Raw genomic sequence first — 19,085 nt, 5'->3', positions numbered from 1 at the left:
CAGAAGCCATGTCCGTACCGGATCGCCGCCGGGCATTCGTCGACGGCCTCTACGCCCTCGAACGCGGGACCCGATCGAAGAACACCAAGCACACGGGTGAGTGCAGGCAGGCGCTGGCTCGGATGCGCCGCTCGTTCTCCGGACCACGGCAACAGGCGGAAGCCTTCGAGTACGTCTTCCCCTACGACCCGCCGCGAGCAGAACAAGACGCCTGGCTGCTGGTAGCCGGGTTGTTCGCCCTCAACCCGCAGCCTCCGCGCAGCAAGAAGGGTCGCCGTACCTTCGGCGCGTCCATGGGCGAGCTGAAAGCCAAGACCGGGTCCAACGCCGACCGCCGCTTCGCCCAGCTGCTCGCACGCGATCCCGTGGCGTTGTCCCACCACATCCGCCAGACCATCCGACTGCTCGCCTCGCACGACATCGCGGTGGACCACTACCTGCTGCTGGACGACCTGGTCGTCCTGCTCGGCGACGACCACCGGGGCGACCGCGCCCACCGCATCCGACTCGACTGGGCGCGCGAGTTCCACATCCCGCCCGCCAACGGCCGACCCGGCGCAGCAGGCACCACTGACACCGACGACCAGCCCGAAACCGGAGAAGCACCGTGATACTCGAACTGCACCTGTTGCAGTCCTTCCCCGTCAGCAACCTCAACCGCGACGACGTCGGTCAGCCCAAGACCGCGACCTTCGGCGGGCACACCCGCGCCAGGGTCTCCAGCCAGTCCCTCAAGCGGTCCGCGCGTCTGCTGTTCCAGGACCACGGCCTCGACATCAGCGAGACCGGTGTGCGGACCAAGCGCCTGGTCGACAGCACCGCCGATCAACTGGTTGCCCAAGGCCGGGACGAGAAGCAAGCCCGCGAAGCCGTGATCGCCGCGCTCGGCCAGTTCGGATTCGGTGTCGACGCCAACGGCTTGGCCCAGTACCTGCTGTTCATCGGACGGTCGTCGATCGACCTCCTCGCCGAGTACTGCCAGACCCACTGGGACGCGCTCGCCGGCATCGAGAAGAAGGGCACCAAGGTCAAGCCGGACAAGGCGCTCGCGGCGGAGGCCAAGCGGATCCTCGACGGGAGCCGCGCGGTGGACGTCGCCCTGTTCGGCCGCATGATCGCCGACAACAAGGACTTCAACGTCGACGCCGCCTCCCAGGTCGCCCACGCCCTGTCCACGCACGCCGTGGTCAACGAGTTCGACTTCTACACCGCCGTCGACGACCTCAAACCCACCGAGGACTCCGGCGCCGACATGATCGGCACCATCGACTTCAACTCCGCCTGCTACTACCGCTACGCCAACGTGGATCTCGCCCAACTCACCCACAACCTGGGTGACGACACCGAACTCGCCGCTCGCGGCGTCAAGGCGTGGCTGCACGCGTTCGTCCACGCGGTGCCCGGCGGAAAGCAGAACTCCACCGCCGCCCGCACCATGCCCGACACCCTGCTGGGTGTCGTCCGCGACAACGGTGCCTGGAACCTGGCCAACGCCTTCCAGAAGCCCGTCACCGACCCCGACATCATGGCCGCATCCACTGAGCGCCTCACCCACCACTTCAGCCGGCTGCGCGGCTTCTACGGCGACACCGGCTTGCGCGCCGTTGTCGGCGCGAGTGTCAGCAGCACCCTCCCGCACCTCCGTGATGACGAGGTCGTCACCGGCATCGACGACTTCACCGGCCGTCTGCTGGCCGCAGCGACGGCATGACCACGTCACTGGCCCTGTGCTTCGACGCACCACTGCAATCGTGGGGCACCCGCTCGCGCGGCATCATCCGCGACACCGCCCGTGAACCGACCAAATCCGGTGTCGTCGGCCTGCTCGCCGCCGCGCTCGGCGCACGCCGTGACGACGATGAGACGACACAGCGACTCGCCGCACTGCACCTGGCGATCCGTGTCGACCGCGAAGGAATCCTCGAACGGGATTACCACACCACGCAGAACGTGCCCACCACTGAAGGGAAAGGGCACCGCACCGTGGTCAGCGAGCGCTATTACCTCGCCGACGCCTTGTTCCTCGTCGTACTCGAAGGCGACCCTGACCTCCTGCACCAACTCCACGACCGCGCCGACCGACCGCACTGGCCACTGTTCTTCGGCCGCCGCGCGTTCGTCCCCGCACGCCCTCTGCTCACCGAGGACGCCCTGACCGCCGCCCCGGCAGCCGAGGTGATCTCCACCCACCGCTGGCTGGAAGCGGACCCGGACGCGATCAAAGCCGCACGACTCGGCGCCGACCGCGTGCCACTGCGCACCATCACCGACTGCGAACCCGCGAAGCACGGTGCACAACCACGACACGACCACCCGGTCAGCATCGCCCAGCGCACCTTCCGCACCCGCTACGTCCTGAACGCCACCACCGACCTCACCGACGCCCTGATCCGCGCAGGAGAGTCCACCTCGTGTTCCTGAGCAAACTCACCCTCAACGTCAGATCCCGCGAGTTCCGCCGCGACTTCGCCGACATCCACGAGCTGCACCGCACCGTCATGTCCGGCTACCCCCACACCGACGGCGACATCCCCGCCCGCCAGGCCAACGGTGTCCTGTGGCGCTTGGACCCCACCCAAGTCGGGTACACGGCGTACGTCCAGAGCCACATCAGTCCGAACTGGACTAAACTCCCTGCCGGGTACACCACCACGCCAGCCGAAGTCCGACCCCTGCAACCAGTTCTCGACGCCGTCACGCCCGGCCGCAAACTCGCCTTCCGCTTGCTGGCCAACCCCACCCGTGACGCCGTTCCCGTCGAACTCAAGGGCAAGACCCGCAGGGTGGCTCATCACAAGCCCGAAGACCAGATCGCCTGGCTGATCCGCAAAGGCGAACAGCACGGCTTCGTGATCCCCACCGCCCTCGACGGCCAACCGGACGTGGCCCCGTCGCCGGTTCCACGGCTGACCGGGTGCAAAGACGGAACGACCGTCACGGTCGACGCAGTCCGCTTCGACGGCCACCTGGTCGTGACCGACGCCCCCGCCTTCGCCCACGCTCTCGCCACCGGCATCGGGCGCGCGAAGGCATACGGTTGCGGCTTGCTTACCTTGGCAGCGCCCGCCGTATGAGCGGGACGTGACAGCCTCGATCGGGTAGCGGGCCACCTGGGGCCTGCCCGCTACCGTGATCGATACCATGGACGCTCGAAGACATCCCGTCCGGCAAGCGTTCATCATGCCGCATCGTCGTCGAGAGCTTCGGCTGATGTGGCAGTTGCCGCGCCCCTGAGCCCGCCCTGTGTTTCGGGACGTGCTGAACTCCACTATGTCTTCAGTGAAAGTTAATGGCAGCTGTCAGGGAACCGCACGTTGGCGGCCTGCCGCCACTTCCGCCCAGGTGGCCCGCCAGCCACGACTCCGCGGGGAACCGGTGCCGACCGAGCCTGGATCGGCTGCCAGATTGGGCGCGCTCCGACGTGCGGGAGCCTGGTCGGCAGTCGAGATTACGTCGAGTACACCGCCAACCGAGCAGGATTGACCGACGAATCGGATGATGCCGTCCGTCGAGAAGCTGATCGGGAGGGAATGATGCGTGGTCTGTTGCGCAAGAAGGCGATCTGGGTGGGGTTGGCGTTCGGGGTGGTGGCTGCCATGGTCGGATTGTGGGCTTTCCAACCGTGGAAGCTGTGGACGCACAGCGAGGTCAACGAGTCCTTGCCCACCGAGTTCGCCGCCCCGGCGACCACCGGACCCGCGACCGGCGAATCGTTGTCGGCAGCCGTCCCCACAATGAGCACCGAGGCTGCCGCGCCGGCCGTGCTGGCCATGGGCGAGTTCGTCACCCAGGAACACGAGACGCGCGGCTCCGCCAGCGTGCTGAGCAGCGGGGACACGCGCATCCTCCGCTTGGAGGGCTTCTCCACCTCCGACGGTCCCGACCTGCACATCTGGCTGTCCGATGCCACCGCGGGCGGGGAGTGGGGCAAGTACGACGACGGCCGCTACCTGGCGCTGGGCCCGATGAAGGCCACCGACGGCAACCAGAACTACGCCATCCCCGCCGACGTGGACCTCGCCGGCCTGCGCAGCGTGGTGGTCTGGTGCGACCGGTTCAACGTTGCCTTCGGCTCCGCACCCCTGGTCCTCTGAACCGATTCCACTGGCGTGAGTGGCGCCTGGGGGCGTCGCCCGCTCGCGCAGGAAAGACGGGTCGCATTGGCGTGCAGCCTGGTCGACCGGGGGCCACCCGCTCGCGCGGGAAAGCCGTGCGCGCGGACGCGGACGCGCTGCACGCACTTGGACTACGCCCGCTGACGCGGGGAAGTGGACACGACGAGATGAGCATCAGCAACGCAACAGAGCAAGATCGAGAGCAGAGGAGGGCAGGTGCACGCTTCAGGGTGAATTTCCGCGTTCCTCCCAGCCGTGCGCAGTCCCACTCCCACCCTCGGTCCGGCTGACACGGCACGAGACAGGGGAGCGACGTGGCAGGAGGCATCCTCGATCCGGACGGCGCACGCGACCGTCTCGAGGCATGGAAGGGGCGCATCGACAGGCTTGCCGCCGACACGCAGGCGATGAGCGAGTCTTTCCAGAACGTGCGGGTCACTGTGGATGATCAGAACGGGCTCGCCCGAGTGACGGTCGACTCGACCGGTGCGATGGTCGACCTGAGGCTCACCGACCGGATCCACCGGGTCCCGCCGAACGAGGTTGCGCGGGCGGTCCTGGCGACGCTGGGTCAGGCGCGGGGCGAGTTGGCCGACCGGTCGCAGGAGATCATCACGGACACAGTCGGTGACTCGCCGGCAGGGTGGGCCATCGCCGAGCGAGTCGGCAACCAGTTGCGTGGCAGTGAAGGTACCCGTGTGGTGCCTCAAGACGAAGACGACGGCAACGACTCGCGCACCTACCTCAGGGAGCGGTGACCATTGCGTTCCAAGTCGATGTCGGGCAGTTGCGCGCCCACGCCGCGAACGTCGCCAAGATCCAGGCGCGATTTGCCGCGGTGAAGGCCGCGAGCGCGCACATCACGCACGCTGCACCAGAGGCCGCCCAAACCCGGTCCTCCTCCCGGCGGGCCTCGGCAACCGGGCAAACCGTCGCAGCAGCACGGGTCCGTCGACGCGGGCGCGGGCCTGACCAGTGCCCAGCGAGCTACGCGCGACCTGGAGCAGGAGGCCAAGCCCACGGGCGTGACCTCCGACCGTGACGTGCACGGCCAGATGCGCACGGGCCAGCGCGAGGTCGACGTGATCATGTGTGGCGAAACGGCGAGATGTACATTCAGGGCGACGGGCAGATCAAGGTCCTGCCCAACAGCGACGGCAAGAACTATTCGGTCGTCATCAGGGACATGTCCAACCCGTCCGGCGCACCGACCACCGTGCTCGACGTGCTGACCGAGAGCCAACTGCAGAGCCGCATGGATCGTGGGTGGTGGGAATGACCTTGCCCGAGCAGGCGACCAGGACGGCGGTCGGCGAAGTGTGGCAGGCCGTGGTCGACGGCACTCTCAGCAGGGTCGAGGCACACCGTTGGGCGGCTCGCTGGATCGAGGCCGACGACGCGGAGGCCCTCGATCGGTTGGTGTTGTCGGCGTTGCAGCGGTTGCACGGGTTCGACCTGGTGTGGACGGACGGGGCACGGACCACCGTCCGGCACGGTGGTTCCGAGGCGTACGTGCACTCGGCGGGTGAGATCCGGCAGGCACTCACGGCGTGGCAGGACGACTGCCGCAGCTACGACGCAGACCCCGTCGAATATGTCCAGCGCGAGAAAGCCGAAGCCCGCGCCGCAGCTCGGAGCGAGCACTAGCGCTATCCGATACAGCGTCGAGGTTCGAGCAAAGGTGGGTGGTGGCACCCGGTGTCCCAGGCAGTGCAATGTCTAGCGTTCCCCACCCGACGAGGTCTCCCGCGTCCGTCGATTGCCTGCGGCCCGATCTCGGCTGCACGCCGCCAACGCAGCACCCTCGCGCCCACGGCGCATCCTCGCGCCCAGGGCGCATCGGAGCAGGGCGACCGGTCGACCGCGTCGAACAGCCGCACCGAGCGACGTCTTTGTGATCGCAGGTCACCCGGCAGTTGCCGCTTCGGTCCGGTTCTTCGATCGAGTGGCTACGACAATCAGGTAAGCGTGGAGCCCTCGCCGGCTTGAGCGGTAGCCAGATCGGCACCCGGTTCATCCTGGGCTTGGCGGAGCGGAGCTCGATGGAAGTGTCTGGTTCCGCGAGGCGGAGTTTAACGGATCGGCCAGGTCATCCGGCCTTTGCTGCCGGACCACGGCACTGCGTGGATACCTATCGCGTCACGCAGGTCCTGACGACCGGAGGAGCCCACGAGATCGCCCTCACCGTGGCCTGATCGGTGGCCTCCGTTGGAGGTGGAGTGCGGTGGCTGTCCAGGGTTTCCCATCTCCGCAGTGCGATCGGTGTCCGGGTGAAGGGGGTGGTCCGACCGAGGGCCGCCGGCGGAGAACTTCGGCCGGACCACCACGGCAAGGCCGACCGCCCGAACGACCCCCTCTGACATTCCACCCTCGGGTGGCGCGTCCCGGGAGTTGCTTGCGCTCCCGTCCTGTGCCGCGCTCCTGACAGTGCTCGGCTGAACGAGCGAAAACCTGCCGGAAACTTGCCTCCTCGCCTGGACAACAGCAGGCATGGGCGACCTCGACCGTGCCCGCGACCACTGCCGCGAAGCCCTGCGCAGCTCCACTGAACACGACGACCTCGACTGCATGGCGAACGCCGAGGGCAGCCTCGGGTTCATCGAACACCACAGGGGGCACCACTCCCGGGCCATAGACCACTACAGCAGGGCGCTCACCCTGTACGACACCTACGGCGACCTCTATCTCGCAGCCGAGACCTACGAACACCTCGGCCACCCACACGCAGCCCTCGGACATTACGACCACGCGCGCAACGCCTGGCTCCAGGCACGAAGGATGTACCGCCAGCAAGGCCGCGACGCAGATGACGCACGCGTCCACTTGCAGCTCACCTCACTCGACATGCCTGGCGACGACCAAAGACAGGTCGCCGGACCCACTCACGCAACCGAGTAACACCCTCGAATGCCACCGGACCGCAGGCACATCGCTCACCGCGATCCGGCCGCCTGAACCTGGCACAGTGGTCGGCATGATCGACAATCACGACATCATGACCCGGCTGGAACGCGTCGAGGCCGAGTTGGCGCTGCGCAGGCTGGTGTCCGAGTACTGCGTGGCCGCCGACCACCGCGACCTGGAGCTGTGGCGCGCGGTGTGGACGCCGGACGCGGTGTGGGCGACCGGCTCCGCACCAGAGCGGGTGTTCAGTGGCACGGACGCCATCTGCGCGGCGGTCCAGTGGCAGTGGCGGGCGTACCCGATCATGCAGCACGGCACGGTCAACCACGTGGTCGATCTCGACGATGCGGCGGAGGGCACCGCGACCGGCCGCAGCGACGTGATCGTGCACGTCCGACTGGCCGACGGCACGTGGGTGACCGGTGGCGGAACGTACATCGACCAGTACCGCCGCCATGACGGCCGGTGGCGGATCGCCCGGCGGACCGTGCACCGACCGTTCGAGGTGGGCCCGCTGCCGAACTGGGTGCCCGAGCCCCCGGTCGACTTGCCAGGCATCTCACACGAGGTGTCATCGCCCGGCAACGACTCCGGCTAACGGAAGCTGCAGCTACGCCGCCGGCGGCGTTCGTAACGGCGTTGGGGGAGCAGACCGGTCAGGACGGCGGCGCTTCCGGTCGCGGCGGGGTGGAGATCGAGCCGGTCGGGGTGGACACCGGCCACGCCGACTTCGAGTTGACATCGGCCCGCTGGAATACCGCCGCGACGGCGCGCACGGGTCGATCGACTACGCCACGGAGATCCACCCGAAGGGCGCGGTGCGACTGCTCGCGGAGACCTACGCAACGGTGCTGAAGCGGCGACTTCCTGCGGTCCAAGAACTCTGCGTTAAGTTGCTGATGTGGCTCGTGTACACGACACAGTCTTCGACAGCAAGCACCCCGCGTCACTGGCCCGCTTCTGGGCGGCGGTCCTGGACGGCTACCAGGTGGCACCTTACGACGAAGTGGAATTGCGCCGCCTCAAGGACAACGGCATCGACGACCCGGAGGACGACCCCACGGTGCTGGTGGTGGCAGGCCCCGGTCTGCCCCGCTACTTCTTCGTCCTGGTGCCCGAGGGCAAGGTGGTCAAGAACCGCGTCCACCTCGACCTGAGCGCGGACGACCCGGCTGCCGAGGTCGCACGCCTGGTGGAACTGGGCGCGGTGGCCGTGCGGGAGTTCGAGGGGTGGACGCAGATGGCGGACCCGGAAGGCAACGAGTTCTGCGTCCTGCGCTGACCTTCCCCGCGCCGCCCGGCCACGGTCGTTCGGCCCGCTGCCGATCGGACCGCGCCAAAGGCCGCCCGCGCCACAGCGAACAGTTGCGCCCGATAGCCGCTCGATCTGGCGATTCGGTCGCCCGCCAACGCTGCCGAGCTGCTCACGGGCTTGACGGCTGGCACCGGACGACGCCCGGTGCCAGCGCAACGAGGGTCAGTCATCGGAAGCGCAGGCCCTTCCACATGAATAGACCAATGCACGTATTCCGCTCCTCGGTGAGCAGCGAGCCATGACGTCCTACCCCGGTTCCTCCCGCTACCGTTGGGCCGACGGCCAAGCGCAAGGGCTCGGTACAGATGGCGTCAGCGAGACACCACCTCTACGCCTTCCGGCCTGGATGTAGGCGCGTGTGTCGCCGACCAGAACCGATCGAGTGACTAGGAGCGGGTATGACCGACGATGTGGCCGGCCAGGTGATCAAAGCCGAGCAGGATCGGATCCGGTGTCTCCTCGATGTGGATCGCGGCACCTATGACCGCTTGCACACTGCGGAGTACCGGTTGTGCAATCCGACCGGCACCGTGTGGACGAAGGCCGAATACCTGGATCTCCTCACCACCAGGCGGGTCGCCTACCGGGAACTGCGTCCGACCGGCGACGTGGATGCCATCGTCGGCACCGACGTCGTCGTCCTGCGCTACCGGTGCGTCATCGCACTTTCCGTCGACGGCGCGGACATCCCCCGTCACGAGGCCTGGCACACCGACGTCTACACCAATGCTGGCGGCACGTGGCGTTGTGCCTGGTCGCAAGCCACCGGCATCATGGACTTCCCGTCGGCCGCGCCCTGACCCAGCACGAGGGACGCGGAACGAGTGTGCGGCGACGACTTCGGACAACACGTTCACCACCCGAACTCCGCCGAGCCGGCCGCGTCCTCGGCGCCGTCAACACGTTCGCTGTCGGGCATCGACCGAGCACAGCCGGTCACTCTCGAACCACATGTCCAACGCGCCGTGCACCGATCGACCGGAGGGCGCGGGCGGGCCATTTGCTCGTGTGGCGCTGTTGTGAAGCGAGATCATCAGTCCCAGATCGGCCGGCCACGAGGTAGAGACGAGTCGGTCCGCCGAGCCGTGAGCGATGAAGAACCAGTGCTCCCGCGCGATTACCTGTCCCACAGCGCGCTCTGCGCTGGCCTTGTGCACCACGGCGTAGGCGATTCATGAGCCGCACCACCGCTTCGACATCATCGCCGGGCGTCACCTCGGTGGTCCCGGGCTGCTTCGGATGTGGGTGTCCGCTCGCCACCTATTTGAAGAACCTGGTGACCGAGCGCATCCTGTCGAACTGCTTGGCTGCGAGGTCTTCCAGGTCGATCAGGAAGCACCCGTAGTAGTTCTCGCTTCGGGTGGAGAACTGGATGAGCGGCACCCACTCGCGGCTCAGCAAGTACTCTTCCACCTCGCCGGAGTGAAACTGCTCTGCCGCCGGCAAGGCCGCTCGGGTCTCCGGTCGGCTGGTGAAGCCGGCATCCGCCAATTCGGCCACCGGAGAATCCCCTTGACCCGCGTGGTCGCAGTACCCGCCGAGGCTGAGCGTGCTGCACCGCTCCTCCGGCCAGAGTTCGTCGACCAGCTCGCACAGCTCGTCAACGTGCTCCAGCTCTTCGAACAACCGCTCCAGCACTTCGGAGTCGTCGAACTCGAACTCGTCGCGCTCCTCGATCCAGGGCGGCAGGGCCGGCACGACCGACGCGGAAAGCGTGAACTCCGGAGCGAGGAACGGGATGCTCTCGTGGAAGAACCCCTCCTCGTCGTGGCCGGGTGGCGGTGACGCGACTTCTGTTTCTGTGCCTGCCGGGACGTACACGGCGCGCGCGTACTCCGGCCCGTCCACGCCGAGTGGAACCGGGTAGTCTTCCTCGTGGTGGAGGAAGAACAGCAGCGAGCCGTCCTCGGGCAGGGGCAGCCCTTCGGCCCGTGGCAGGACCGCGCAGTCGACGGAGGCGATGAACGGCAGCGGCAATCCGCTTCCGCTGCTCGGCCACTGCGCGCCCACCGGTAACCGGGGAAGGCCGCCGTTCTGCCCGACGACCTCCTCGCCGGGTTCGGTGGAGCCCAGCAGGATCTCGAACCTGAGCTGATCGATGAACTTCTCAACCTCGTCGGCGGGGATGCCGCGATCGGCCGCCGCGCGACGGAATCGTTCGTAAACGTCCATAGAGGAACTGTCGCAGACCGTTGTGCGCGCCACGTGCATTTTGTCCATACGAGATCGGCTTCCTGCTCGTCCGTCTCGGCAGGTCGTCCGATCGGGCATGTTGCTGTCCTTGGTGACCGAATGTGCGTCGGTACGCGTGCGTCGTCCCGTCGGTGGTGCTGAGCAGGTCGTGGACCAGCCGCCGCACGTGTCGAGCGGGCCGTCAGGTGCCCCTCGATCAGCGTCACGTCGGTGCCGGCGATGCGAGGCAGGACCGCTTGGCAGTGCACCTGGGTCAGCGGTGCGAAGCGGTCGATCCTGCCGCCGTCGAAGCCCACCACGCCCCAGTGCCCGGCGACGGGCGTCCGCAGGGATATGCCGTGGGGCGTCGGGGTGAAGCCGGCGGTCGACGGCGCGGGCCGGTCGTCGGTGGCGGCTTGCGGACGCCGGCGGTTTCGCAGTGGTGGCCACCAGGCCGGGCGGGGTGTAGCCGGGGATGTCGCAGAACGCGGACAGCGCTTGCGGCGAGAGCCGTTTCGGGGTGAGGGAGGCCAGGCGGTGGGCCTGGGGCCATCCCAGATGATCACCCGTTCGGTTGATGTGGATGCACTCGTGCACGCACCACTGTTGGCGCATACCTCGACCGTGGAGAACCCCTAGCGCAAGGAGCGCCTCGTGGTGGACCAGATTCGCACCATCGGCAAGTGGATCTCAGTCGATCCGAACACGCCCGAGATGAAGCTCGACGGTCTGGGCAGCGATCACATCAAATGGGGCCTCCCGGCCACGGGTGACCCGAACGCCGGGCGGAGCGAGTACGAGTTCACGGGTGCCCTCGCTCACACGAAACACGACGGCAGCAACAAGTTCGAGGTCACACTGGGCACGTTCACGCACCACAACTACGTGATCTTGATGGGGCAGCAGACGGAGTTCCAGGCGACTCTCGAGGTCGACATCGAGTTCAAGGACGATGGCACCAAGCACAAGTGCACCGTCGTCTTCTCGCACGTCGAAACCGTCAACTCGCCTGGCTACGTGGACGACAAGGTCAAGTTACCGGAGGTCTCCGGCAACGAGATCGTGCACATCGAAGGTGTCGAGTACAAGGTGTCGATCATCGGTTTCCTGGTGGGCGGCCACGGCGAACCGCTTCCCCAGTTCTTCAGCGCTGAGGGCAGGCACAACGAGGCCGACATCATCGCCAGGTTCGAGCGGACGAACCCGTTGGTCGGTGGCTGAACCGTGGATGGGCCAACCGCCGTCGCCGTCCGGGTCGTCGTAGGAGCCGCCTTGAATCGGGCGGACATGGCCCGGTTGTCCTGAAACTGTGTCGAAGTGGGTCGGTGCGATGGTGGCAGGGCCGGGTTTCACGTAGCGCTGCACCGATCGCAGGGACTTGTGGCTGGTCGCGGCCATGACCACCTCGGCGGAGACGTCGGCCTCGCCGAGGTGGTGGCTGAGCCGCGCCGGAGTCGGTGGAGTCGGGGGCCGTCGGCGTGCGGGTCGAGCAGGAGGCGGGCGCGGCCGGTCAGGGGGTCGCCGGCTCGGCACGGGCCTCGTCCAGCCGATTCGAGTTTCCTCAGCCGTGATCGAGGCACTGGTTTCCGATACTCTCCGGTCCGAATCGATCGGCGCTGTCGGGATGCTCGTGGTGGCCAGTGTGTTGACCGCCATGGACTTTTCGATCGGTTCCGCGAGTGCGGACCACCGTCACAAGTTCAACCAGACCTCTTGGGGAGGCGTCTGGAGGTCCGGCATGACGACGACACCACAGGCACCCTGAACCTCTGGCACGCCGACTCTTCCCGCAACGGCGACACCGGGCGGCTTGCGGCGGGCGGTGCGCCCACGCCGGCGGTGTGGGGGAGTGGTAAACGCGAGCATCGTGGCCCGGGCATCATCTCTACCACGTACGTGGGTTCGCCAGCCGGGCACGCTCAGGTCCGGCGTTCAGCGTGGACTGTTCCGGTCGGCCATGACGCCGGCTTCCGGGACGAGGCGACCGTGCCATCCGGGCTGTCGATCTACCCGCGCAATACCACCCGCCCTTCGAGGCGGGAGGCCCGTGGTGGGCACGCCAGTGGGCGGCGATGACGCGGTGAGCCGCTCGGGGGCGACCGCTCGCGCCCCGCCTGTCGTCGTTCGGTGGCCGGGCGTGGTTCCCCTTGCGACTCAGAGGCCGGCTCGGGGCGGTCCGGCCTTGCGATCAGTTGTGCGCTGCGGCCACTCGAAGTCGACGGCTTGGTACAGGTCGCCGTCGACCCTGAACACGCGCGGCGGCGTCTGCCAGTCCCGCCGAAGCAGGCCGAAAGCCTTCCACACCGCCGGTCCGCGACCGAACGGCGTCCGTTCGCCGGGGTCACGGACTGGAAGCGGGACGAGGCGTATGCGTTCGACAGCGACATCGATAGCGGACTCGGGGTCGAGCCTGGCCGGTGCTCTGGTTCTCGATCGGCGACCCGGACCATCCCAGGCCCGCCGGGGGAGAAGCAAGTTCATGTCAGGGCAAATCGGACATAACCCTGTAGTGCAGTTGACTCTGCCCTGCATCTGCCCTGCACGCGCCGTACTTAGCGTGATCCCGGACAGCCGGGCGTGATCCGCCAACAGGGGGGCGACGCCGGGAATGTCACAGTCCGTGACGATCAGGGGGCTTGGTCAAGGATGCGGTTGCTGGAACGCGAACGCGCCGAACTCGAACGGCTGCTGCCCGGCCTCGACGCCGCGCTCGCGGGCGCGCGCCTGGAGGAGTTGGAGCGGCCGGGTAGCGCCGGACTGGCGGCGTTCCGCGAGGCGGGCGGGCCGGGCCTGCTGGTGCCCGCCGAGCACCAGGGCACCGGGGCCGACCTGCCGGCGTCGGTGGCCGGCCGCTGCGTCGAGGCGCTGGGCGGTGTGGGATTCATCGGCTCCGGCGACATCGCCTACCGCAACTCTGCGTGCCGCGCACCGGCCTTTCGCCTGCCCTTCCGGACGCGCATGTCCGCCGCCCTGCTGGAGCACGCCGCCGGCGAGCCGCTGCGCGTGCCCTGACCGACACGCCCCTGACACAGCGCGCTCGGAACGACGTGTGCGCGACGCCTATCGGGACCGCTTACTCCGCACCACTCCGCCTCAGATGTGTTGGGAGACACCCATGTCCAGCTTCGGCGGCCGAGCACGCCCCTCGGCCGGCCCGATGGAGATCTGCGTGATCGGCGCGGGCCCGCGTGGGCTCAGCGTCGTGGAACGCCTGTGCGCCAACGCCGCGCGCAGCCAGGAAGAACTGGTGGTGCACCTGGTCGACCCCCACGTCGGACGCGGTGGTCGGGTGTGGTCCACCGGGCAGTCCCGCTCACTGCTGATGAACACCGTCGCCTCCCAGGTCACCATGTTCACCGACGACAGCGTCGACTGCGAAGGCCCCGTCGTACCCGGGCCCAGCCTGCACGAATGGGCCGGGATGCTGCCGCTGATGGAGCCTTTCGACGACTACCCCGCGTGGGTGTGCGCCGAAGCGGAACGGTTGGGCCCCGACTCGTACCCGACCCGCGCCTTCTACGGCCACTACCTCAACTGGGTGCTCCAACGCCTGTGCACCACCACCCCACCTTCGGTCACCATCCGCCTGCACGCCCGCTCTGCGGTCGCCATCGCCGACACCCCCGACCAGCACCCCGGTGACGGCGAGCAGACGGTGACTCTGGACGACGGCACCACGTTGAGCGGCCTGGACGCGGTCGTACTCGCCCTGGGGCACCTGGACATGCCGCTGGGACGGCAGGAACAGGCGCTGAGCCGGTTCGCCGCCGAGCACGGCCTGCGCTACCAGCCGCCCGCGAACCCCGCCGAAGTCGACCTGAGCGCCATTCGTGCCGGCGAAGTCGTTGCCCTGCGCGGCATGGGGCTGAACTCCTTCGACTACGTCGCGCTGCTCACCGTGGACCGGGGCGGGCGCTTCCAGCGCACCCTCGACGGCCGCCTGGTCTACCGGCCTTCGGGTCGGGAACCGGAAATCCACACCGGTTCCCGTCGCGGCGTGCCGTACCACGCCCGGGGCGAGAACGAGAAGGGCGTGTTCGGCCGGCACGAGCCGTTGTTCCTCACCCCGGCGGTGATCGCCCGCCTCCGATCCCGTGTCAGTCGGGGCGAACCGGTGACCTTCCACGCCGACGTGTGGCCGCTGATCTCCCGCGAAGTCGAACACGTCTACTACACCACCTTGCTGCGTGGCCGCCGCAGCGACACTGCCGTCGCCGACTTCGCCGCCCGCCACACCGCCGCCGCAGACGACGAGGTACCCGCGCTGCTGCACCGCGTCGGCATCGATGACAGCGAGCGCTGGAACTGGGACCTGGTCGCCCGTCCGCACGCCGACCGCCGCTTCCCGTCCCCGCACCACTTCCACGCCTGGTTGCTGGACCTGCTGCACCGCGACGTTCACCAAGCCCGCAGAGGCAACGTCAGCGACCCGGTCAAGGCTGCCCTGGACGTGCTGCGCGACCTGCGCAACGAAATCCGCCTGGTCGTGGACCACAGCGGCCTCACCGGCACGTCCTACCGCGACGAACTGCTCGCCTGGTACACCCCGCTCAACGCCTACCTGTCCATCGGCCCACCCGCCGGCCGCATCGAGGAGATGATCGCCCTGATCGACGCGGGCATCCTCCACGTCGTCGGTCCCGGAATGCGCGTCGACTCCTCCGACGGCAGCTTCCTGGTCTCCTCGCCCTCGGTGCACGGGTCGGAGGTCGTCGCCACCACCCTCATCGAAGCGCGCCTGCCCGAGGGCGACATCCGCACCACCGACGACCAGCTGGTCACCAGGCTGCGCGCCGACGGAGCCATCTCGCCCTACCGCATCCCCGACCCGACCGGCGACGTCGAAACGGGCGGTCTCGCCGTCACTCCCCGGCCCTACCGGGTCCTCGACGCCCACGGCCGCCCGCACCCCCGGCGCTTCGGGTACGGCGTCCCCACCGAATCCGTCCACTGGGTCACCGCCGCCGGCATCCGGCCGGGCGTGAACTCCGTCATCCTCGGTGACGCCGACGCGATCGCCCGCGCCGTGCTCACCGTCGACAACGCCTACGCCACCACCGGAACCCGTGTGGCGTCCACCCGAGCCGCCCGACCGGCATGAGGAGCACCGACATGGAGCGCACGACCACCAGCACCGACACGGGACTGCTGGCACCGGTCTGGGCGGGCAGCAGCGCCGCCCACCTCACCGGCGACGAAGCCTGGCTGCAAGCCATGCTCGACGTGGAGGTGGCCCTGGCCAGGGCACAGGCACACCTCGGCGTCGTCCCTCACCAGGCCGCCGCCGTGATCGCCGAGGCGGCACGCGGCGACCGCATCGACCTGGACGCCCTGGCGGTGGGAGCCCGGGGCGCGGCCAACCCGGTCGTGCTGCTGGTGCAGGCGCTCACCGCCGAAGTCGCCCGCATCGACCGCGCCGCCGCCGAGCACGTCCACCTCGGCGGCACCAGCCAGGACATCCTGGACTCCGCTGCGATGCTCATCGCCGCCCGGGTCCTGGCCGGGGTCGACCAGCACCTGACCCACGTCGCCCGCAACCTGGCCCGCCTCGCCGACACCCACCGCGCGACCCCGATGGCCGGCCGCACGCTGACCCAGCACGCCGTGCCCATCACCTTCGGCCTCAAGGCCGCCGGCTGGCTGACCCTCGTCCTCGACGTGATCGAGCACGTCCGGCGGGTGCGAGTTACCGGGCTGCCCGCACAGCTCGGCGGTGCCGCAGGCACTTTGGCCTCCTACCTCGAATACGCCACGCGGACCGACGCCCAGCCGGGCACCACGCAGTGGCACGACCACGCCGCACAGCTGACCGCCCGCTTCGCCCAGGAACTCGGCCTGGCCGAACCCGTCGTCCCCTGGCACGCCCTGCGCACCCCCGTCGCCGAGATCGGCGCCCTGTGCGCCATCGTCACCGCCGCCCTGGGCAAGATCGCCGTCGACGTGCAGGGCATGTCCCGCACCGAAGTCGCCGAAGTCGCCGAACCCGGCGCCGAGGGCCGAGGCGTCTCCTCCGCCATGCCGCAGAAGCAGAACCCGGTCCTGGCCACCATGATCACCGCCGCAGCCCGTCAAGTACCGCTCCACGCCCTCGTGCTCACCCAGGCCGTGGTCGCCGAGGACGAACGCTCCGCCGGCGCCTGGCACGCCGAGTGGCAGCCCCTGCGCGAGTGCCTGCGCACCACCGGTGGTGCCGCCGCCACTGCTGCCGAACTGGTCGAGGGCCTGCGGGTCCACGCAGGCACGATGTCGACCAACCTGCACCTGACCGGCGGCTCCATCGTCGCCGAACGCCTCAACGTCGCCCTCGCGCCGCACCTGGGCAAGGCGGCGGCCAAGAAGGTCCTCGCCCGGATCGCCCTGGACCCCCGTCCCTTCGAGCAGGTGTTGCTGGAGGCGCCGGAACTGGCCGACGTCGAGCCCGGAACGCTGCGCTCGCTGCTCGACCCGACGGGCTACCTCGGGGCTTCCGAGTCCTTGGTCGAGCGCGTCCTGGATCGCCATCGCAAGCAGGTCGACGGCCACGCGGTGTAGCGCGCCCGCAGTGATCTCGGAACTGCGACGAGCGAGTACTCGATCGGGTGATGTCGTGGCGGGTCGCGTGCGGACACGATGATCACCCTGGATGACTCGTGGGGTGGAATGGGAGGTGGCGGTGACCCCGGTGGACGTGGTGCGGGAGTCGGCGTCGGCCTGTCGGGTCGTGCTGTGGGAGGAGGCCGCGCGGGACGGTGCCCAGGGCAAGACGTTGATGGGCGCGGAGTTCCGGGTGCGGCTGGCGCGGGAGCAGGGCGCGGTGTTCGGCGCGGACGGTCCCCGGCACGTGGTGTTCGCGGCGGGGTTCCCGGCGGTGTGCGCGGAGGAGTTCGAGGCGGTGCGCCGGGTCGCGGTGGAGGCGGAGGGCGCGGTGAGCGTGGCCGCGGTCTGCCGGGGCACGGCCGCCGACGTGCGGCAGGCGGTGGCTTCGGTGCGGGGCAGCGCCCACGCGCGGGTGATGCTCGTCGTGCCCGCGTCCGAGGCGATGGCCCAGGTCATGACCCACCGCACGGCCGCCGAAGCGCTGCGGGCCGGTGCTGCGCTGGTCACCGACGCGCGGGGCGGCGGGGTCGCGGTGGACGTGTGCCTGGCGGATGCCTCCCGCGCCGACCATGCCCTGCTCGCGGACCACGCGCGGGAGTTGACCGCTGCGGGCGCGGGCGTGGTGTTCCTGGCCGACACGGTGGGCGACCAGCTACCCGCCGACGCCGCCGCCATGTTCACCGCCGCACGTGCGGACGGGGTCGTGCTCGCCTCGCACGCCCACAACGACCTCGGTCTGGGCCTGGCCAACACGCTGGAGGCGCTGCGCGCCGGCGTGCGGGTGGTGTCCTCGTCGTGGCTGGGTGTCGCCGAGCGCTCGGGCTTGGTCGCCACCGAGCAGTTGCTGTTCCTGCTGGCCTACCGCGCCGACCGCACCAAGGTCCTGCTCGGCGAGGACGCCGAACCGTGGTGGACACCCCCGGACCTGACCCGGCTGCCGGGCCTGGCCCGCGCGGTGGCCGAGGAGACCGGCGTGCCGCTGGGCGTGACGACACCGGTCGTGGGCACCGGCGTCGGCACGATCTCCACCGGCACGCCGTTCGCGCACCCGGAGCTGTTCCAGCCGTTCGACCCCGGGCTGCTGGGCATCACCCCGGGCGTCGTGCTCACCCACCTGGCCAGCGCCCGCGTCGTCACGGCCGTCGCCGCCCGGCTCGGCCACGAACTGACCCCCGAACGGGCGCGCACGGCGATGGCCTGGGTCAAGTCCCGCGCCTACCGGCAGGGTCGGGCGGTGGTGGACGACCAGGCTTTCGCCGACTACCTCGACGGCCTGCGCGCGACGGGGGAGCAGCGGTGATCGTCGATCCCGCCGGCGCGCGCGACGCCCTGCGCGCGGGCGCGGCCGTGGTGCTGCCCAATCCCGCGCCGCTGACCCACGTCGTGGCCGCGACGACCCCGCAGGCGGTCAACGGCACCAAGGGCCGCCCGCTCGACCAGGCCGTCGCCGTGTGGGCCCACCACCCCGGCACCCTGGCCGCAGTGACCGCCTCCGACCCGGGCCTGGCCGTGGTGGCCCGGCGGCTGCTGGTCGAGGAACGCGTGACGCTGCTCGTGCCGGTGCACGCGGTTCCCGCCTGGCTGGCACCGGCCACCAGGGACGGGTGGGCGCTGCTGTTCGGAGCCCGCTGGGAGGCCGTGCTGCCGGTGCTCGACCCGTTCCCGGTCCTCTACGTCAGCAGCGCCAACCGCACCGGCGGCGAGCCGGTCGCCACCACGGCCGACGCCCTCACGACGTTCTCCGCCGACACGCCCGTCCTGGATCTGCCGGACGAGGAGGCCGGCCCGGTCCGCAGGGCCACCACCACGCTGCGCCTGCACCCCGACGGGCATCTCGAACTGCATCGTCGCGGTGCCCAGGACGACTTGCACGACGACCCCGCCGACTACCTCCACCACGTCCGCACGCGCGTCCTGTCCTCGGCGGAGAAACGGCGGTGATGGGCATCGGCGCGACCGGTCGAACGGACGCTCACCCGTTCACGCGGATCGGTCGGCAACCC

19 protein-coding genes are annotated in these 19,085 nt (G+C 69.3%); 18 read left to right on the top strand and 1 reads right to left on the bottom strand.

Going from position 1 to position 19,085, the window contains the following annotated elements:
• The first annotated feature begins 8 nt into the window (after positions 1–8).
• The 12 genes from casB to AB0I60_RS26595 all read left to right on the top strand — a co-directional run bounded on the left by casB (position 9) and on the right by AB0I60_RS26595 (position 9,134).
• A complete protein-coding gene (casB, locus tag AB0I60_RS26650) occupies positions 9–611 on the top strand; it encodes a type I-E CRISPR-associated protein Cse2/CasB (protein ID WP_360734070.1) in 603 nt (200 codons plus the stop codon).
• Positions 608–1,711, top strand: coding sequence for a type I-E CRISPR-associated protein Cas7/Cse4/CasC (cas7e, locus tag AB0I60_RS26645; RefSeq protein ID WP_360734067.1), 1,104 nt, complete (start codon positions 608–610; stop codon positions 1,709–1,711). Before casB ends, cas7e begins: the two co-directional genes overlap by 4 nt.
• A complete protein-coding gene (gene cas5e, locus AB0I60_RS26640; RefSeq protein ID WP_360734064.1) occupies positions 1,708–2,421 on the top strand; it encodes a type I-E CRISPR-associated protein Cas5/CasD in 714 nt (237 codons plus the stop codon). The genes cas7e and cas5e overlap by 4 nt, the downstream gene beginning before the upstream one ends.
• A complete protein-coding gene (cas6e, locus tag AB0I60_RS26635; RefSeq protein WP_360734062.1) occupies positions 2,412–3,074 on the top strand; it encodes a type I-E CRISPR-associated protein Cas6/Cse3/CasE in 663 nt (220 codons plus the stop codon). The genes cas5e and cas6e overlap by 10 nt, the downstream gene beginning before the upstream one ends.
• 459 nt (positions 3,075–3,533) lie before the next feature.
• Positions 3,534–4,094 carry a DM13 domain-containing protein gene (locus AB0I60_RS26630; RefSeq protein WP_360734059.1) on the top strand — a complete coding sequence of 187 codons (561 nt, stop codon included), beginning with the start codon at positions 3,534–3,536 and terminating at the stop codon, positions 4,092–4,094.
• A 335-nt stretch (positions 4,095–4,429) separates the two neighbouring features.
• Positions 4,430–4,873 carry a YbaB/EbfC family nucleoid-associated protein gene (locus tag AB0I60_RS26625; protein ID WP_360734056.1) on the top strand — a complete coding sequence of 148 codons (444 nt, stop codon included), beginning with the start codon at positions 4,430–4,432 and terminating at the stop codon, positions 4,871–4,873.
• Between the two features lie 332 nt (positions 4,874–5,205).
• A complete protein-coding gene (locus tag AB0I60_RS26620; protein WP_360734054.1) occupies positions 5,206–5,394 on the top strand; it encodes a hypothetical protein in 189 nt (62 codons plus the stop codon).
• Positions 5,391–5,762 carry a hypothetical protein gene (locus tag AB0I60_RS26615; RefSeq protein WP_360734051.1) on the top strand — a complete coding sequence of 124 codons (372 nt, stop codon included), beginning with the start codon at positions 5,391–5,393 and terminating at the stop codon, positions 5,760–5,762. The genes AB0I60_RS26620 and AB0I60_RS26615 overlap by 4 nt, the downstream gene beginning before the upstream one ends.
• An 843-nt stretch (positions 5,763–6,605) precedes the next feature.
• Positions 6,606–7,013, top strand: coding sequence for a tetratricopeptide repeat protein (locus AB0I60_RS26610; RefSeq protein ID WP_360734049.1), 408 nt, complete (start codon positions 6,606–6,608; stop codon positions 7,011–7,013).
• A 76-nt stretch (positions 7,014–7,089) separates the two neighbouring features.
• Positions 7,090–7,617, top strand: a complete 528-nt coding sequence (locus AB0I60_RS26605) for a nuclear transport factor 2 family protein (RefSeq protein WP_360734046.1) — start codon at positions 7,090–7,092, stop codon at positions 7,615–7,617.
• Positions 7,618–7,920: 303 nt separating this feature from the next.
• On the top strand, positions 7,921–8,301 hold the full coding sequence (locus tag AB0I60_RS26600) for a VOC family protein (RefSeq protein WP_360734043.1): 381 nt from the start codon (positions 7,921–7,923) through the stop codon (positions 8,299–8,301).
• A 431-nt stretch (positions 8,302–8,732) separates the two neighbouring features.
• Complete coding sequence (locus AB0I60_RS26595) at positions 8,733–9,134, top strand: nuclear transport factor 2 family protein (RefSeq protein WP_360734040.1); 402 nt, start codon at positions 8,733–8,735, stop codon at positions 9,132–9,134.
• Between the two features lie 460 nt (positions 9,135–9,594).
• Here the strand turns inward: AB0I60_RS26595 and AB0I60_RS26590 are convergent, their stop codons facing one another.
• The gene (locus tag AB0I60_RS26590) at positions 9,595–10,506 is read right to left on the bottom strand and encodes a DUF1963 domain-containing protein (RefSeq protein WP_360734038.1); all 912 of its coding nucleotides are present in this window, start codon (positions 10,504–10,506) and stop codon (positions 9,595–9,597) included.
• Positions 10,507–11,160: 654 nt separating this feature from the next.
• Between AB0I60_RS26590 and AB0I60_RS26585 the strand changes: the two genes are divergently transcribed.
• The 6 genes from AB0I60_RS26585 (at position 11,161) to AB0I60_RS26560 (ending at position 19,023) form a co-directional block, all read left to right on the top strand.
• A complete protein-coding gene (locus tag AB0I60_RS26585; protein WP_360734035.1) occupies positions 11,161–11,727 on the top strand; it encodes a choice-of-anchor K domain-containing protein in 567 nt (188 codons plus the stop codon).
• Positions 11,728–13,152: 1,425 nt separating this feature from the next.
• Positions 13,153–13,518, top strand: a complete 366-nt coding sequence (locus AB0I60_RS26580; RefSeq protein WP_360734032.1) for a hypothetical protein — start codon at positions 13,153–13,155, stop codon at positions 13,516–13,518.
• 103 nt (positions 13,519–13,621) lie between these two features.
• Entirely contained in the window at positions 13,622–15,607 is a 1,986-nt protein-coding gene (locus AB0I60_RS26575; RefSeq protein WP_360734029.1) for an FAD/NAD(P)-binding protein, read from the top strand.
• An 11-nt stretch (positions 15,608–15,618) separates the two neighbouring features.
• A complete protein-coding gene (locus AB0I60_RS26570) occupies positions 15,619–17,037 on the top strand; it encodes an adenylosuccinate lyase family protein (RefSeq protein ID WP_360734026.1) in 1,419 nt (472 codons plus the stop codon).
• A 91-nt stretch (positions 17,038–17,128) separates the two neighbouring features.
• Positions 17,129–18,382, top strand: a complete 1,254-nt coding sequence (locus AB0I60_RS26565) for a 2-isopropylmalate synthase (RefSeq protein ID WP_360734024.1) — start codon at positions 17,129–17,131, stop codon at positions 18,380–18,382.
• Positions 18,379–19,023 carry a hypothetical protein gene (locus tag AB0I60_RS26560; RefSeq protein WP_360734021.1) on the top strand — a complete coding sequence of 215 codons (645 nt, stop codon included), beginning with the start codon at positions 18,379–18,381 and terminating at the stop codon, positions 19,021–19,023. The genes AB0I60_RS26565 and AB0I60_RS26560 overlap by 4 nt, the downstream gene beginning before the upstream one ends.
• Positions 19,024–19,085 lie beyond the last annotated feature (62 nt).

It is taken from the genome of Actinosynnema sp. NPDC050436 (assembly GCF_040655415.1).
Taxonomy (GTDB): Bacteria; Actinomycetota; Actinomycetes; order Mycobacteriales; family Pseudonocardiaceae; genus Actinosynnema.
This window is presented reverse-complemented; position numbering and strand designations above follow the sequence as displayed.

Coding starts and splice junctions, on each gene's coding strand:
- casB (WP_360734070.1), top strand. CDS start 9: ATGTCCGTACCGGATCGCCGCCGGGCATTCGTCGACGGCCTCTACGCC.
- cas5e (WP_360734064.1), top strand. CDS start 1,708: ATGACCACGTCACTGGCCCTGTGCTTCGACGCACCACTGCAATCGTGG.
- AB0I60_RS26630 (WP_360734059.1), top strand. CDS start 3,534: ATGCGTGGTCTGTTGCGCAAGAAGGCGATCTGGGTGGGGTTGGCGTTC.
- AB0I60_RS26615 (WP_360734051.1), top strand. CDS start 5,391: ATGACCTTGCCCGAGCAGGCGACCAGGACGGCGGTCGGCGAAGTGTGG.
- AB0I60_RS26610 (WP_360734049.1), top strand. CDS start 6,606: ATGGGCGACCTCGACCGTGCCCGCGACCACTGCCGCGAAGCCCTGCGC.
- AB0I60_RS26605 (WP_360734046.1), top strand. CDS start 7,090: ATGATCGACAATCACGACATCATGACCCGGCTGGAACGCGTCGAGGCC.
- AB0I60_RS26595 (WP_360734040.1), top strand. CDS start 8,733: ATGACCGACGATGTGGCCGGCCAGGTGATCAAAGCCGAGCAGGATCGG.
- AB0I60_RS26590 (WP_360734038.1), bottom strand. CDS start 10,506: ATGGACGTTTACGAACGATTCCGTCGCGCGGCGGCCGATCGCGGCATC.
- AB0I60_RS26580 (WP_360734032.1), top strand. CDS start 13,153: ATGCGGTTGCTGGAACGCGAACGCGCCGAACTCGAACGGCTGCTGCCC.
- AB0I60_RS26575 (WP_360734029.1), top strand. CDS start 13,622: ATGTCCAGCTTCGGCGGCCGAGCACGCCCCTCGGCCGGCCCGATGGAG.
- AB0I60_RS26570 (WP_360734026.1), top strand. CDS start 15,619: ATGGAGCGCACGACCACCAGCACCGACACGGGACTGCTGGCACCGGTC.
- AB0I60_RS26565 (WP_360734024.1), top strand. CDS start 17,129: ATGACTCGTGGGGTGGAATGGGAGGTGGCGGTGACCCCGGTGGACGTG.